The organism is Sporosarcina sp. A2, assembly GCF_050858885.1.
In the GTDB taxonomy this organism is placed as follows: domain Bacteria; phylum Bacillota; class Bacilli; order Bacillales_A; family Planococcaceae; genus Sporosarcina.
The window spans coordinates 898,431-915,191 of the sequence record NZ_CP193898.1; the positions used below are offsets into that span (position 1 = coordinate 898,431).

A 16,761-nucleotide genomic window follows, 5' to 3' on the forward strand; every position below is an offset into this window, starting at 1 on the left:
ATAGTAAAGTGTACAGTATACACGAACCTTTCCTTGGCATGTCGATTCACCACGTATGCTTGGGACTTGGGGATATTAAAGAATGGGAGGTGACTAGGATGGCTATAACACAAGAGCGTAAACATGAATTGATCAACGAATTCAAAACTCATGAAAACGACACAGGGTCTGCAGATGTACAGATCGCTATCCTTACTGAAGAGATCAACAACTTGAACGAGCACTTACGTTCACACAAGAAGGATAACCACTCACGCCGCGGTCTTTATAAGATGGTCGGTACACGTCGTCGTCTTTTGAAGTACTTGCGTGAAACAGAAGTTGCACGTTACCGTGATCTAATCGCTAAACTCGGCCTACGCCGTTAATATTGACAACCGAAAAAGCGGGCTTTGCCCGCTTTTTTCTATGCAAACGGACGGTTTGTCAGACGATACAATCCCTAAAACCCATTACTTAATGAAATATTTCGCAAACCATTGCTTAATTTGATACACTATTACGTAATACATACTACGTATTCAAAGGATGTAAACCGAGAGGAGATCAATCATGACAGAACACAAAAAGTTTACAATGGATTGGGCTGGCAGAGAGCTCACAATCGAAACAGGGCAACTTGCTAAGCAAGCGAACGGGGCAGTTCTCGTACGCTACGGAGAAACAACAGTTCTATCTACTGCAACAGCTTCTAAGAAGCCAAAGGCACTTGATTTCTTCCCACTTACTGTGAACTATGAAGAGCGTCTATATGCAGTTGGTAAAATCCCTGGTGGATTCATTAAGCGTGAAGGACGTCCATCTGAAAAAGCGATTTTGACGAGCCGTTTAATTGACCGTCCGATTCGACCTTTATTCCCAGATGGATTCCGTAATGACTTGCAAGTAATTTCACTTGTAATGTCAGTCGACCAAGACTGTTCATCAGAAATGGCAGCGATGATTGGTTCATCACTTGCGATTTCAATTTCAGATATCCCTTTTGACGGTCCTATTGCAGGCGTTCAAATCGGTCGTCTAAATGGTGAATTCGTCGTTAATCCAACTACAGAACAACTTGAAGCAAGCGAACTAGATCTTGTAGTTGCTGGAACAAAAGATGCAATTAACATGGTTGAAGCAGGCGCGAAAGAAGTGTCTGAAGATATTATGTTAGAAGCAATCATGTTCGGTCACGAAGAAATCAAGAAACTAGTTGCATTCCAAGAGAAGATCATTTCAGAAGTCGGTAAGGAAAAGATGAAGATTGAATTGTTCGAACTCGATCAGGATCTTGTTGCAACGATTAAGGAAGACTGTAACAGTGACCTAGTCCAAGCAATTCAGACGGAAGAAAAGCATGCACGTGAAGAAGCGATTACTGCTGTGAAAAACAAAGTGATTGCTCGTTACGAAGAAAACGAAGCAGACGATGCAACGATGAAACAAGTTCGTAACGTCTTAGAAAAACTTGTAAAAGATGAAGTACGCCGTCTTATTACAGACGAAAAGGTACGTCCGGATGGCCGTGGACTTGAAGAGATTCGTCCACTTTCTTCTGAGACTGGAATTCTTCCTAGAGCACACGGTTCAGGTTTGTTCACACGTGGACAAACGCAAGCACTCAGTGTTTGTACTTTAGGCGCTCTTGGGGAAGTTCAAATCATTGATGGTCTTGGACTAGAAGAAACAAAACGTTTCATGCATCACTACAACTTCCCGAACTTTAGTGTTGGGGAAACGGGTCCAATTCGTGCTCCAGGTCGTCGTGAAATTGGTCACGGTGCATTAGGTGAGCGTGCATTGTCTACAATTATTCCAAATGAAAAGGACTTCCCATATACAATTCGTCTAGTTGCGGAAGTACTTGAGTCTAATGGTTCATCATCACAGGCGTCTATTTGTGCATCTACAATGGCTATGATGAATGCAGGTGTTCCAATCAAAGCACCAGTTGCAGGAATTGCAATGGGTCTTGTGAAAAAAGGGGACAACTACTCAGTCTTGTCTGATATTCAAGGAATGGAAGATCACTTGGGAGACATGGACTTCAAAGTAGCAGGTACGTCTGAAGGAATTACAGCTCTACAAATGGACATTAAAATTGATGGTCTATCCCGTCAAATCTTAGAAGAAGCTTTAGCTCAAGCGAAAATCGGTCGTATGAAGATACTTGGTCATATGCTTGAAACAATCGCTCAGCCGGCTGAAGAGCTCTCTAAGTATGCTCCTAAAATCATTATGATCCATATCAATCCAGACAAGATCCGCGATGTTATTGGACCTGGCGGAAAAGTCATCAATAAAATCATTGAAGCAACTGGTGTTAAAATCGATACAGAACAAGATGGAACTATCTATATTTCTTCTCCTGATTCAGAGATGAATGACAAAGCTAAGAAGATGATTGAAAATATCGTTCGCGAAGCTAAAGTCGGAGAATATTACATGGCAAAAGTGAAACGCATTGAAAAGTTTGGTGCTTTCCTAGAACTATTCCCAGGCAAAGATGGATTGCTCCACATTTCTGAAATTCAAGAAGAGCGCACGAAAGCTGTTGAAGATGTCATGAAATTGGATGACGAGCTATTTGTTAAAGTTATCGAAATCGATAATCAAGGCCGCGTAAACTTGTCACGTAAAGTTGTCACCAAAGAAGAAAAAGAAAAAGCAGAACAAGAAGGTAAATAAGTCACTTCAAAAAAAGCCTCCCTCCCACAGTAGTGAGAGCGAGGCTTTTTTGCTTTTCACATCATGAGGAGGCACTAAAATGGTAACTATTCAAACATTAAAGAATGGCGTACGACTTGTGAGTGAACCAATTTCGCACGCTCGATCCGTATCGCTAGGGGTATGGGTGAAAGTAGGGTCTATCGAAGAGATGCCGGGCGAAGAAGGCATTGCCCATTTTATAGAGCACATGCTTTTTAAAGGAACGACATCACTTACCGCAAAAGAAATTGCACAACAATTCGATCGCTTTGGCGGTGACATTAATGCATTTACGACAAAAGAAGCAACTTGTTTCTATGCGACTGTTTTAGAAGATCGAGCAGAAGATGCAGCAAGAATTTTAGCGGATATGCTTATGAATTCAAAATTGGAAGAGTCAGAAATGACGAAAGAAAAATCTGTCATAATTGATGAACTTGCTTCGGTAGAAGACTCACCTGAAGAAGATGCAGATGAACGCTTGTGGGCATTGATGTATCCAGGCCACGCTATAGGGAAGCCGATAGGCGGGACGCCTGAACGTGTACAAGCGTTTACAAGACAAAACGTGGTTTCGTTCATGAATCGTTTTTATACACCTGATCGTATTGTAATCTCTGTTGCTGGTAACTTTACAGAATCACTATTACACACTATAGAAGAATTGTTCGGTTCATTTAATAAGCCATTTGCTGAAGAAGTTCATACAAATGTAATAGCTGCTACATTCACGAGTGGCAAAGGTAGAAAAGCAAAAGATATCGAGCAGTCGCATCTATTTTTAGGATATCCTGGTTTACCACTCAAGCATCCTGACATATACAGCTTAGCGTTACTCGATAGTATTTTAGGGGGCACGATGTCATCCCGACTCTTCCAGGAAGTGCGCGAAGAAAAGGGACTTGCCTATTCGGTATATTCCTACTACGCATCTCATGCAGAAGAAGGAGCGTTTGTCATTGGATGTGCCGCGTCTCCAGAAAACGAAAAACAGTTGTTTGAAACTGTACAAACAGTAATCAAAGAGATTATTGAAAATGGAGTAACAAATGAAGAACTTCGTAATGCGAAAGAACAAATGCGTGGGAGTTACCTAATAGGCCTAGAGAGTACAGAAGCGAGAATGCACCGCAATGGCAACAACGAACTAATTTTAGGGGAACACCGTACGGAAGAGGAAATCATTGCACGAATCCAAGCAGTGACTGAAGGGGATGTTGCTAGAATGGCAGCCTCATTATTGGGCCATTCACCAGCGATCTCGATTCTTTCGCCGAATCGTTAAGATACTCACGTACTGTAAGCTTTTCATGGATCGTATCATACACTAGTAGTATCTAAACTAGGAGGTATGTCTGTGTTACTATCTGAGCTCGCTCAAAAAGAGTTGATACAAGTGGAGGAAGGCATTCGGTATGGTTTTTTGGCGGATACGGACTTACTGTTTGATCGTTCGAGTGGGAAGATTATTGGATTTGAGATTCGTGACCGATCCGGAAAACTACCGTTCTTTCAAAAAAAGGAGGCGTCTAAACAATATATCCCTTGGAGTGAAATTGTGTTGATAGGTGAACATCGGATTTTGTTTGGTCGTACTCATTTATTAGATGGAGCGGGACTGGATGAATGATACACGTTGGTTGCTAATTGGAGCTGATCGGCGTCTTCAAGAATGTGCCCGTATATTTAAAGAGAAGAATTTAGATGTCGCTGTTTTTCCCCATGATGATGTAACGGACTATCTACAGGAAAAAATTGAAAAGTTTCGTCCTACACATATTGTTTTACCAATTCAAGGATTGAAAAACGAACTACCTGTGCAATTATTTAAGCCAAATACGGTGTTTTGCGGGGGTATTATTAGTGACGACCAGAAAGCCAAATTACTAGAGGCTGGTCATTCAATCTTTATTTATCTTACGGATGAACGATTTGTATGGAACAATGCTCATTTAACTGCGGAAGGGTTCTTAAAAGAATTTTATAACGAGACAGAAGATCCTATAAAAGGGACCAGTTTTCAACTAGCAGGCTTCGGAAGAGTGGGGAGAATGGTTGCTCACACGCTGGGCGCTGCAGGTGCAAAACTGACTGTTTTTGCAAGATCAGAAACACAGCTTGGTGAAGCTGAAGCACTTGGATTTGAAGTGAAGAAATTAGAGCCGAACATTGAGTTTCAATCGGGTTATATGATCAATACTATCCCAGCGCAATGGTTAAGCATTCCTAAAGAGGGCACGCTACGTGTATTTGATCTAGCTTCCAAGCCTGGGTGCCTAAAGCCCGGAATGTCCTCTGCATACTATACGTTACACCTAGGTCTGCCAGGAAAGCATTTTCCGCAACAAGCAGCAAGTTACTTGGCAGAATCAATCTTAAGGATGTGCAGAGGAAAGGAGTAACTAAATGCTTCAAAACAAACGTATAGGATTAGGAATCACAGCTTCCCATTGTACGTACGAAGAATTAATTCCAATGATTACGAGTCTTAAAAAAGCAGGTGCAATTGTTGTACCTGTCATCACGCATTCAGTTTTAACTGCAGCTACTCGTTTCGGCACAGGAGAAGAGTGGATTGAAAAGATCGAGAATGCCACAGGAGAAAAAGTGATATCAACGATTGCAGGAGCTGAACCATTTGGTCCGTCTACACCAGTAGATTGTATGATTATCGCACCGCTTACAGGGAATTCAATGAGTCGCTTTGCGAACGCGGCAACGGATTCTCCTGTGTTAATGGCTGCTAAAGCAACGCTACGGAACCATTCGCCAGTGCTACTTGGTATATCAACGAATGATGCATTAGGATTAAACGCTGCAAATCTGGTCAAGTTATTGAATATGAAACACGTATACTTTATCCCTTTCGGCCAAGATGACCCCCACAAAAAACCCAATTCCCTAATTAGTGACTTCTCATTAATTGTTGAAGCCGCAGCCGCAGCGATAGAAAAGAAACAACTTCAGCCTCTTTTAATAATACATTCTTCAGAAAAATAAAGGGGCTGACTATTCATTGTTATGGTATAATTCCTGAAATACGAATTATCGATGTCCTTAGAAATAACGATATCGTGGTAAAGAAGGAGAATCATCATGCAGACTTATACGATTGCGATTGTTGGTGCAACAGGTGCAGTAGGTGCTAAAATTCTTGATAAACTTATTGAACGCGCATTCCCGTTTCGGTCAGTGAAGTTGCTGGCGTCGTCAAGATCGGCAGGAACTGTTATTCAAGCAGGCGGAAGACTATTTACAATTGAAGAAGCAAAGCCTGAGTCGTTTGCTGGCGTAGACTTTGCTTTTTTCAGTGCAGGAGGGTCTATATCAGAACAACTTGCTTCTGAAGCAATCCGAAGAGGTGCGATAGTTATAGATAATACGAGTGCTTTCAGAATGGACGCAGAAGTACCACTTGTCGTTCCTGAAGTTAATCCCGGTTCGTTAAATTCACATAAAGGGTTGATAGCAAATCCCAACTGTTCAACGATTCAGATGGTTGTTGCCTTGAATCCCATAAGAGAAGCATTTGGATTGAAAAAAATTCTCGTCTCCACGTATCAAGCAGTTTCAGGTGCGGGTGCAGATGCAATATTAGAATTGAAGTCTCAAAGTCTTCAATTTGATAGTAGAGCAAGTAACTCAGCCTCACAGTTACCAAGTGCAAGCGCTGAGCGACATTATCCGATAGCGTTTAATGCGATTCCACAGATCGATTCGTTTGACGATAAGGGCTATACAAAAGAAGAATGGAAAATGATGAACGAAACGAAAAAGATTTTCAATGATCCAACCATTGCGGTTTCTGCAACATGTGTCAGATTGCCAATCGTCACTGGTCATTCAGAATCCGTTTATGTGGAGATTGAAAAAGAAGACGTAACTGTAGAAGAGTTCAGCCGAGCAATTTCTTCAGCTCCTGGAGTTGTCGTTCAAGATAATCCTGGAACTCAAACGTATCCAATGCCACTATTTGCAGAGAACAAAGACGATGTCTATGTCGGCCGTATCCGGAAAGATCCAGATCATCCAAGAGGTTTTCACTTGTGGATTGTTGCTGATAACTTGTTGAAAGGCGCTGCTTTAAATTCTGTTCAAATAGCAGAGCAATTGCTCAAGAATCGTGACATCCACTAACTACTAGATAATTGTAAAGGATGGGGCGAATGAAGTTAGGTTCGATTGGTACAGCGATGGTGACACCGTTTACTAAAGAAGGTGAAATTGACTTTGAAGTGACGACACTTCTGATTCAGCACCTGATCGACAACGGAACAGACTCGCTCATCGTCAATGGAACAACAGGGGAAGCGCCTACGCTATCAGAAGAAGAAAAGGAACAATTGCTCTCTCATGTGATTGCGGTTGTAGGTAATAGAATCTCTGTTATTGCAGGTACAGGTAGTAATGATACGAGAGGATCAATCCGTGCGACGAAGCGTGCAGAAGAGCTTGGAGCAGATGGAGTGATGCTTGTCGTGCCTTATTACAACAAGCCTGATCAGAACGGTCTATATAAACATTTTAAAACGATTGCGGAAAGCACAACACTGCCTGTTTTGCTATACAATATACCTGGAAGAACCGGTATTAATTTAACTACTGAAACAGTCGTTAGACTTTCCAAGGTTGATAATATTCGAGCCGTGAAAGAGGCAAGTGGTGACTTGACGCAGATGGCTGAAATTATTGATAGAACAAAAGACAACTTCAATGTATACAGTGGAGATGATGCGCTAACTTTGCCTTTGTTAGCAGTAGGAGGATCAGGGATCATCTCTGTATCTTCTCATATTGTAGGACTGGAAATGCAGCGTATGATTCGAGACTTTCAAGATGGAAACACTATAGATGCGGCAGTAAGACACCGTACTCTATTGCCGTTATTCGAAGCTCTATTTTCAAAACCTAATCCTGTACCCATCAAATACTTGTTGAGAAAAATCGGATTATCAGTAGGAGATGTTCGACTTCCTCTAGTAGGAATCACAGAGTCGGATGCCTATTTAGACGGTGCTCTGAAAACATTTCAGCAACAAACTAGTGGGGAAAATGAGTAGCCGGCGACACTTGCCGGCTTTTTTTGTTTGTGCAGAACTGCTTGGTCAAGTATAATGAGAACTAGTCGTTTAGGACGGGAATTTCATATAGGAGGAAACAATGTGACTAAAGTCAAAAATGAAGTAATTAAAGTCATTCCGCTTGGCGGAGTGGGAGAATTAGGGAAATCGATGTATGTGGTGGAAATTGACGATGAGCTATTTGTTGTCGATGCAGGCCTGATGTTCCCCGAAGAAGAAATGCTGGGAATTGATTTTGTAATTCCTGATATGACGTATCTTGAAGAAAATAAAGATCGTATCAAAGGAATCTTTTTAACACATGGCCATGAAGATGCAATTGGTGCGATTGCTTATTTGCTACAAAAAGTACAAGCTCCAGTTTACGGTTCAAAACTTACGCTCGCACTAGCAAAAGAGCATTTGAAAGTAATGCCTGCGCCATCGAGTGTTAAATTCTTTGAAGTTTCAACAAAGAGTCGTATGAACTTCAAACGCACATACGTTACATTCTTCAATACGACTCATAGTATTCCAGATTCACTTGGTATTGTCTTCCATACGAGTGAAGGAGCAATCGTTCATACTGGTGATTTCAAATTTGACCAGGCAGCTAAGGGTCCATACAAGCCAGATCTTGGCAAGATGGCAGCGCTTGGTGAAGAAGGCGTCTTCATATTAATGTCTGACTCAACAGACGCTGAACGACCTGGGCATACAACTTCAGAATCAGTTGTTGAAACACAATTGTCTAAAACCTTTTATGGGGCGGATGGAAGAATTTTGGTGGCGGTTTACGCTTCTAATTTCCTGCGAATCCAACAAGTATTAGACAAAGCGACTGAAGCGCATAAAAAAGTAGCAGTTGTCGGTAAAAGTTTAGAAAGTTACTTTGAAGTCGGCGTAAAGCTCGGATACTTAAACGTAGGCGAAGATCTGGTCATTTCGGTTAAAGACATTGGGAATTATGATGATAGTGAAATCGTAATTATTATGACAGGTAACCAAGGTGAGCCCCTAGAAGCATTAGAAAAAATCGTACGCAAACATCATCGCGATATTCGTATCAAAGATACAGACACTGTGTTAATAACAGTGACACCTTCACCAGGTACTGAAGTCTCTGTATATTCTATGATGAATGAACTTGCTAAGGCAGGAGCAACTGTATTGACGTCTGCACGCAATGTCCACGTTTCAGGACACGGCAGTCAAGAAGATTTAAAAATGATGCTCAACTTAATGCAACCTAAAAACTTCATTCCCGTAACAGGTGAGTATAGAATGCTTATTGCACACTCTAAATTAGCTCAAGAAACTGGTATGCGCAAAAATCAGATATTCATTGCTGATAAAGGCGATATCGTTGAGTATAAGGGTGATAAAATCCGCATGAGTGGACGAGTTGCTGCTGGTAATGTATTAATCGATGGAATTGGTGTAGGTGACGTAGGAAATATTGTATTGAGAGACCGTAAATTGCTTTCTCAAGATGGGATATTCACTATTGTTATCACGTTGAGTCGTAAACAAAAACGTATCGCTGCAGGTCCGGAAATTGTTTCTCGTGGATTCGTTTACGTTCGTGAATCTGAAGAGTTGCTTGAAGAAGCGTCTAACTTGATTCGTAAAATCGTAGAAAAATATGTGAATAAAGAAACGTTTGAATGGACAAACATTAAACAAGAGATCCGCGACACGCTAAGTTCTTACTTGTACCAGCAAACGAAGAGACGACCAATGATTATTCCTATCATTATGGAATATTGATCCAACAGATTCTTCTTAAGGATTTCCTAGCCCTCAGGCAGGAAATCCTTTTTTCGCAAAAAGGGGGTAAAGCATGTCTAAGAAAGTCTCAAAAAAGAAAAAGAAACGCAGTCCAAATAAGAAAAAAGGAAAATCACCTTTAAACCCACTTCTATTCGAAGTAATTGGCTTGGCGATGCTCGCCCTAGCAGTGATTATCATATTTGAATTCGGAATCGTGGGGCGCGGACTAGGTTCAGCGGGTAGGTTTCTCTTTGGAAATTGGCATGTCGCTTTGCCGTTCCTCTTGATTGTTCAAGCCCTATTGTTCATGGTAAAACGCGGAGAACTAGGATTGAAAAACCGTATTGTTGGAGGAAGTCTTTGCATTCTTGCAAGTCTGCTCTTATTCAGCCATATTCTCTTATTTAAAGAATTATCCGCTAGCCGAGTTCTATTATCGGATTCTGCACTTAAAGAAACGTGGAAAGTACTTATTTCTAATGGAGGGATTACTACACGTGGCGGAACACTTGGAGGTGGCATGATCGGAGCTGTCCTTTTTGCTATGTTCTATTCGTTGTTCGATTCTGCGGGGGCAACAGTAGCAGGAGTATTACTATTACTAACAGGACTAATTTTAGTTTCAGGGAAAGCATTAGCACCTTATTTAGCAGAGTGGTTCCCTGCAGCGTATTCATCGATTAAGGAAAAGATCAAAGCTATAAATTTCAGGACGGCATCCAAACCTGTTCCGAAAAAACAATCTAAAACAAAAAATACGACTCGCTCAAGCAAGCATCAGAAGGAAACTGTTGAAAGTACGAATACGCCTTCTGTACAACCAATTCTTAATACTGAAATTCCAGAGGTAGAAGAACCTTACGTGCAACCAATCATTTCAGCATTCAACGAAAGAAATGATGAACCTGAAATTCCTGTTCGAAATGAACCGAATTCGAAGTCATCTTCAGATGGGGAAGAACCAGCTCCAGAAGAAGGCGTAAAAGATCCCTATCAAGGTGTCTCAGGAGAAGAAGAAAATGAGTCTTATTTGTTACCATCATTTAATTTATTGAAACAACCTCCAGAAAACGACCAATCTGGAGAATACAATGCAATTCAGGCGAATGCGCAGAAGTTGGAGAGGACATTCCATAGTTTTGGTGTAAAAGCTCGCGTAACCCAAGTACACTTAGGACCTGCTGTCACTAAATACGAGGTACTTCCTGATACTGGCGTTAAAGTCAGCCGTATCGTAAGTTTATCTGACGATATTGCCCTTGCTCTTGCAGCAAGCGGAATCCGTATAGAAGCTCCAATTCCAGGCAAGTCTGCTGTAGGAATTGAAGTACCGAATAAAGCAGTAGCAGTAGTCAGCTTACGAGAAGTTTTAGAAGCAAAGGAGAACAATCGTCCTGACTCTAAACTTCTTATTGCATTAGGTAGGGATGTAACGGGTGAAGCCATGCTTTCGGAATTGAACAAAATGCCTCACGTGCTTATAGCGGGTGCAACGGGTAGCGGTAAGAGTGTATGTGTAAACGGCATTATTATCAGTATCATTATGAGAGCTAAACCACATGAAGTGAAAATGATGATGATTGATCCTAAAATGGTTGAATTGAATGTCTATAATGGCATCCCGCATTTACTAGCACCTGTTGTGACCGATCCTAGAAAAGCTGCGCAAGCATTGAAGAAAGTTGTTTCCGAGATGGAGAGAAGATATGAACTGTTCTCACATACGGGGACACGGAATATCGAAGGCTATAATTCACACATAGAAACATGGAATGAAGAAAATGAGGAAAAGCATCCTAAAATGCCATATATCGTTGTTATTGTAGATGAGCTAGCCGATCTAATGATGGTTGCTTCAAACGATGTAGAGGATGCAATCACACGCCTCGCCCAAATGGCACGTGCTGCAGGTATACATCTAATCATCGCAACTCAACGTCCGAGTGTGGACGTAATTACTGGTATCATCAAAGCAAATATCCCTTCTAGAATAGCATTTGCTGTATCTTCTGCAGTCGATTCAAGAACGATTTTAGATAGTGGAGGCGCTGAAAAACTGTTAGGTCGTGGAGATATGCTCTTTCTCCCAGCGGGTGCTTCAAAACCAACAAGGGTACAAGGTGCTTTTGTATCGGATCGTGAAGTCGAAGCAGTTGTTGATTTTGTAATTCAACAGCAGAAAGCTCAATACCAGGAAGAGATGATTCCAACAGATGTAGAAGAGATTCAACCATATGAAGAAACAGATGAATTATACGATGATGCGGTTCATCTTGTCGTAGATATGCAAACAGCATCCGTGTCACTGTTGCAAAGACGTTTCCGAGTCGGTTACTCTCGTGCTGCCCGAATTGTAGATCAGATGGAAATGCGCGGAGTGGTTGGACCGTCAGAAGGTAGTAAACCAAGACAAGTGTTGATTGGTAAGGACTCTAATGAACTTTAAGAAGGTAAATTTGTCAGAAATAGAACAATGAGCTAATCGGTTATAATATTTTTTGAAATGGTATGTTTATTTTCTCTCAGTTAAATGTTATAGTATGGGTGAAACGAACGATGTTAAACATCAGAGGTCTGACCTCGGCCGGAGGGAGATGGGTTGATGATTAAAGCGGACCAACGACACCTATATGTCCAGGTCATCGAACATATTAAACGGGACATTGAAGCCGGCGTGTTTAAAGAAAACGAAAAGTTCCCTTCGGAGTTTGAACTTGCAAGAACGCTGGGTGTTAGTAGAGCGACGTTAAGAGAAGCTCTTCGTGTATTAGAAGAAGAGAAAGTAATCGTTCGAAAACACGGAGTAGGCACGTTTTTGAAAGCGCGTCCATTATTCTCTTCGGGTATTGAAGAACTATCAAGTGTGTCTTCAATGATTCGGAAAGCGGGCATGGAACCAGGCACGATTTTCCTGGAAGTGTCAGATTCACAAGCATCCGAAGAAACTATTGAAAAGTTTGGTTGCAGTGAAGAGGACACCATTGTTACAATCAAGAGAGTGCGAACAGCGAATAGTGAACCTGTCGTTTATTGTATTGACCAAGTGAATGAAAAAAATCTTCAGACAGATGCCACAGGGCTCATGAAGAACTCTATTTTTGATGCGTTAGAAAAAGGTGGTCATATCCACATCACCCAAGCAATCGCGCATATTGAACCAGTAGGATACGATCATGAAGCATCCTCCATACTTAGATGTGGTGTGGATGTCCCATTGCTTGTATTACTACAAAAACACTACACGGAAACTGGTGAAATGGTTTTGTTTTCTAAGAACTACTTTCGCGCAGATAAATTCAGCTTTCATGTAGTCCGTAAACGGGTATAAGGCGATTACGCCATAATTCATACCAACATATAAAATAGGGAGGTCACAAAATGAGTAAACGCAGATTTGGTCTTGCACTGTCCCTTGTACTTGCTGCAGGTACGGTTTTGGGAGCTTGTGGTTCAGACAAAAAAGAAGACAACGGAAGTGACAAAGGTTCATCTTCTGACGGCGGCAATACATCTGAATTCTCTGTAGGAATGGTGACGGATGTCGGCGGTATCGACGACAAATCGTTCAACCAATCTGCATGGAAGGGAATTCAAGAGTTTGGTGAAGAAAGCGACTTGAAAAAAGGCGACGGAGGGTTTGACTACTTGCAATCACAAAGTGATGCAGATTACACAACAAATCTTAACGCGCTCGCTCGACGTGATTTCAACTTAATCTTTGGAGTTGGCTTCCTTATGGAAGATGCAATTAATACAATTGCAGAACAGCAAAAAGATACTGAGTTTGCAATTATTGATGGTGTAGTTGATCAGCCAAACGTGGCAAGTGTTCTCTTTAAAGAACAAGAGGGAGCTTACCTTGCAGGTGTTGCTGCAGCTCTTATGACTAAATCCGATAAAATCGGTTTTGTTGGTGGTATGGAAATTCCAGTAATCGAGCGCTTTGAAGTTGGTTTCCTTGCAGGCGTAAAAGCAGTTAAGCCGGATATCAAAGTAGACGTTCAGTACACAGGCGCATTTGATAAAGCAGAACTTGGTAAAGCAGCAGCTAACCGTATGTATTCTTCAGGCGTAGACATTATCTTCCACGCAGCTGGCGGTACAGGTAACGGAGTATTCAGTGAAGCAAAAGAACGTAAATCATCTGACAAAGACGCATACGTTTGGGTAATCGGAGTTGACTCTGATCAGTATGATGAAGGTCAAGTTGGGGACGATAACATAACATTGACTTCTATGTTGAAGCGTGTTGACAACGCAGTTAATGATATTGCTAAGTTGTCTCAAGACGGTAAATTCCCTGGTGGAGAAACAAAAGTTTACGGTTTGCATGACGATGGTGTAGCACTTGCAGATTCACGTGGTGCGATCCCTGAAGACGTACTTGCTCAGATCGAGAAATACGACAAAGATATTTCCGATGGTAAGATCGAAGTACCAGGCGAAAAGTAAGAATGTATTAAGTCTAGGATGAGGGCCGGTTAACTCCGGCCTTCGTTGTTTTTATATACATACTGAAAACAGTCAAAGAAAGAAGTTGCCAGACTAAAAGGTTCTAATGAGAATCTTTTATTGTGTCAATTTATTAAACTAAAGCATTAGAAACTATAAGCAAGGAAGTGAGATCAGTGGAATACGTCATCGAGATGCTAAATATAAAAAAGAAATTTGGTACTTTCTATGCAAATAACAATATTACTCTACAGTTGGAAAAAGGCGAGATTCATGCGCTTTTAGGCGAAAATGGTGCAGGGAAGTCAACGTTGATGAACGTGCTATTTGGTCTATATCAGCCAGATGGTGGGGAAATTCGTGTCAAAGGCAAGAAGGTGGATATCACAAATCCGAACGTTGCAAACGAATTAGGTATTGGGATGGTTCACCAGCACTTCATGCTTGTTGAGAATTTAACTGTTACGGAAAACATTATTTTAGGTAGCGAACCTACCAAAATGGGTATGATCAACATCAAGGATTCTGCTAAAGAAGTTGCGGAAATCTCAAAGCTATATGGTTTGGATGTAGACCCATATGCAAAGATAGAAGATATTTCGGTAGGGATGCAACAACGTGTGGAAATTCTGAAAACGCTTTATCGCGGTGCGGAAATCTTAATATTCGATGAACCAACGGCATCGCTTACTCCACAGGAAATCGACGAATTAATCGGAATTATGCACAAACTAATCGAAGAAGGTAAGTCAATCATTCTCATCACTCATAAATTGGGAGAAATCATGGCAGTTTCTGATCGTGTTACCGTCATTCGTAAAGGAGAAGGGATTGGTACAGTAACGACTTCTGAATCGAATCCTGAAGAACTTGCTACGCTGATGGTCGGACGACAGGTTACTTTTAAAACTGAAAAAAGGCCATCACACCCGACTGAAGAAATTTTATGTATTCAAGACTTGGTAGTTACAGATTATCGTGGTATTGAAAAAGTGAAAAAGCTGAACTTGTCTGTACGTAGAGGTGAAATCGTAGGTCTCGCAGGAATTGACGGGAACGGGCAGTCTGAACTGATTGAAGCGATTACAGGTCTGCGTAAAGTGAAATCGGGTAAAATCATCATTGGTGACAACGATGTTACCAATAAAAGTCCACGGAAAATTACAGAAACAGGCTTAGGTCACATCCCTCAGGACCGTCATAAACACGGACTTGTTCTAGATTTCAGTGTTGGATATAACGCAGCACTTCAATCTTATTATCAAAAGCCATATTCTTCGAATGGACTAATGAATTATAAAGCAGTGACTAAACATGCAAATAAGCTAATTCAGGACTTTGACGTTCGCACGCAAGGTGAACATGAATTGGCACGTGCCCTTTCGGGAGGAAACCAGCAGAAACTGATTATCGGTCGTGAAGTGGATCGTAATCCAGATCTTCTTATTGCAGCGCTTCCAACTCGGGGGCTAGATGTCGGAGCTATTGAGTTTATTCATAAACGCCTGATCGAACAACGTGATCAAGGAAAAGCAGTTCTTTTAATTTCGTTCGAACTGGATGAAGTGATGAATGTTTCCGACCAGATTGCTGTTATTTACGATGGAGGAATTGTCGATACGGTAACGCCTGCTGAAACGAGTGAACAAGAACTCGGTCTGTTCATGGCAGGTCATAATAAAAACGAAATTGTTGAAACCAGTGAAGGTGCTGTGTTGAAAGAAGGTGATGATGACCATGTCTAATCGATTAATAAATGTGCTCGTCCCCGTGATTTCCATTATTCTCGGGCTACTAGTCGGAGCGGTCGTCATGCTTGTAAGCGGATATGATCCAGTCGCAGGATATATTGCTCTTTGGAATGGAATTTTTGGAGATGCTTACGCGATTGGTGAAACCATTCGTCAAATCAGTCCATATATTTTAGCAGGATTAGCAGTAGCATTTGCTTTTCGTACAGGTCTTTTCAATATTGGAGTGGAAGGGCAACTGATCGTAGGTTGGTTTGCTGCAGCATACGTTGGAATGGCTGTAGAACTTCCTAAGATCATCCATCTACCACTTGCATTACTTGCGGCAGCAGCCGCGGGAGCACTGTGGGGGCTAATCCCTGGATTACTTAAAGCAACATTGAAAGTACATGAAGTAATTGTCACGATTATGATGAACTACATCGCTTTACACCTAGTTAACGCACTTATCAAAGTTGTCGCTAAAGGTGGATTCAAGACGGACAAGATTCATGAAACGGCGTCTTTACGATCAGATTTCCTTTCTGAGTTAACGGATTTCTCAACACTGCATTACGGAATCTTTGTTGCGTTATTCATGGTCTTCATCATGTGGTTTATCTTAGAAAGAATGAAGCTAGGATATGAGTTGAAGTCAGTTGGATTCAATGAAAACGCGGCTCAATATGCGGGTATGAACGTTAAAAAGAACATTGTTATGGCAATGGTCATTTCCGGTGCTTTTGCTGGTCTTGGTGGTGCTATGGAAGCGCTTGGTACGTTCGGTAACATGTCTTCACGTGGTGGTTTCACAGGTATCGGTTTCGACGGTATCGCTGTTGCACTATTAGGTGCGAACACACCACTTGGCGTAATTTTCGGTGCGAGTTTGTTCGGTTCGTTGAAGTATGGCGCAAATAACATGCCAAACGCTGCCGACATACCCATCGAAATTGTATCGATTGTTATTGCATTAATTATTTTCTTTGTCGCATCCGGCTATATTATCCGTATTGGGTTGCAACGAATTGGCAAGAAAAAGGAGGCGAAGTAAG

General features: G+C 41.5%; 14 protein-coding genes. All 14 read left to right on the plus strand.

The window, feature by feature from the left end; all coding sequences use genetic code 11:
* Window positions 1-98: 98 nt before the first annotated feature.
* The 14 genes from rpsO (at window position 99) to ACRPI0_RS04175 (ending at window position 16,760) form a co-directional block, all read left to right on the plus strand.
* Entirely contained in the window at window positions 99-368 is a 270-nt protein-coding gene (rpsO, locus tag ACRPI0_RS04110) for a 30S ribosomal protein S15 (protein ID WP_025785002.1), read from the plus strand.
* A gap of 184 nt (window positions 369-552) precedes the next feature.
* Window positions 553-2,670, plus strand: coding sequence for a polyribonucleotide nucleotidyltransferase (gene pnp / locus ACRPI0_RS04115; RefSeq protein WP_432355016.1), 2,118 nt, complete (start codon window positions 553-555; stop codon window positions 2,668-2,670).
* Between the two features lie 79 nt (window positions 2,671-2,749).
* A complete protein-coding gene (locus tag ACRPI0_RS04120) occupies window positions 2,750-3,976 on the plus strand; it encodes a M16 family metallopeptidase (protein ID WP_432355017.1) in 1,227 nt (408 codons plus the stop codon).
* 72 nt (window positions 3,977-4,048) lie between these two features.
* A complete protein-coding gene (locus ACRPI0_RS04125) occupies window positions 4,049-4,321 on the plus strand; it encodes a YlmC/YmxH family sporulation protein (protein ID WP_432355018.1) in 273 nt (90 codons plus the stop codon).
* The gene (locus ACRPI0_RS04130; RefSeq protein WP_432355019.1) at window positions 4,314-5,093 is read left to right on the plus strand and encodes a hypothetical protein; all 780 of its coding nucleotides are present in this window, start codon (window positions 4,314-4,316) and stop codon (window positions 5,091-5,093) included. Before ACRPI0_RS04125 ends, ACRPI0_RS04130 begins: the two co-directional genes overlap by 8 nt.
* Before the next feature lie 4 nt (window positions 5,094-5,097).
* Window positions 5,098-5,691 (plus strand): dipicolinate synthase subunit B, encoded by a 594-nt coding sequence (locus ACRPI0_RS04135; protein ID WP_432355020.1) that lies wholly within the window; start codon window positions 5,098-5,100, stop codon window positions 5,689-5,691.
* 93 nt (window positions 5,692-5,784) lie between these two features.
* The gene (locus tag ACRPI0_RS04140) at window positions 5,785-6,828 is read left to right on the plus strand and encodes an aspartate-semialdehyde dehydrogenase (protein WP_432355880.1); all 1,044 of its coding nucleotides are present in this window, start codon (window positions 5,785-5,787) and stop codon (window positions 6,826-6,828) included.
* Between the two features lie 29 nt (window positions 6,829-6,857).
* Entirely contained in the window at window positions 6,858-7,751 is an 894-nt protein-coding gene (dapA, locus tag ACRPI0_RS04145; protein ID WP_432355021.1) for a 4-hydroxy-tetrahydrodipicolinate synthase, read from the plus strand.
* A gap of 102 nt (window positions 7,752-7,853) precedes the next feature.
* Window positions 7,854-9,521 (plus strand): ribonuclease J, encoded by a 1,668-nt coding sequence (locus tag ACRPI0_RS04150; RefSeq protein WP_432355022.1) that lies wholly within the window; start codon window positions 7,854-7,856, stop codon window positions 9,519-9,521.
* Window positions 9,522-9,594: 73 nt separating this feature from the next.
* Window positions 9,595-11,970 carry a DNA translocase FtsK gene (locus tag ACRPI0_RS04155; protein WP_432355023.1) on the plus strand — a complete coding sequence of 792 codons (2,376 nt, stop codon included), beginning with the start codon at window positions 9,595-9,597 and terminating at the stop codon, window positions 11,968-11,970.
* A gap of 153 nt (window positions 11,971-12,123) precedes the next feature.
* Window positions 12,124-12,852, plus strand: coding sequence for a GntR family transcriptional regulator (locus ACRPI0_RS04160; protein ID WP_432355024.1), 729 nt, complete (start codon window positions 12,124-12,126; stop codon window positions 12,850-12,852).
* A gap of 50 nt (window positions 12,853-12,902) precedes the next feature.
* The gene (locus ACRPI0_RS04165; RefSeq protein WP_432355025.1) at window positions 12,903-13,976 is read left to right on the plus strand and encodes a BMP family lipoprotein; all 1,074 of its coding nucleotides are present in this window, start codon (window positions 12,903-12,905) and stop codon (window positions 13,974-13,976) included.
* A gap of 176 nt (window positions 13,977-14,152) precedes the next feature.
* Window positions 14,153-15,721 carry an ABC transporter ATP-binding protein gene (locus ACRPI0_RS04170; RefSeq protein ID WP_432355026.1) on the plus strand — a complete coding sequence of 523 codons (1,569 nt, stop codon included), beginning with the start codon at window positions 14,153-14,155 and terminating at the stop codon, window positions 15,719-15,721.
* A complete protein-coding gene (locus ACRPI0_RS04175) occupies window positions 15,714-16,760 on the plus strand; it encodes an ABC transporter permease (RefSeq protein ID WP_432355027.1) in 1,047 nt (348 codons plus the stop codon). The genes ACRPI0_RS04170 and ACRPI0_RS04175 overlap by 8 nt, the downstream gene beginning before the upstream one ends.
* Window position 16,761 lies beyond the last annotated feature (1 nt).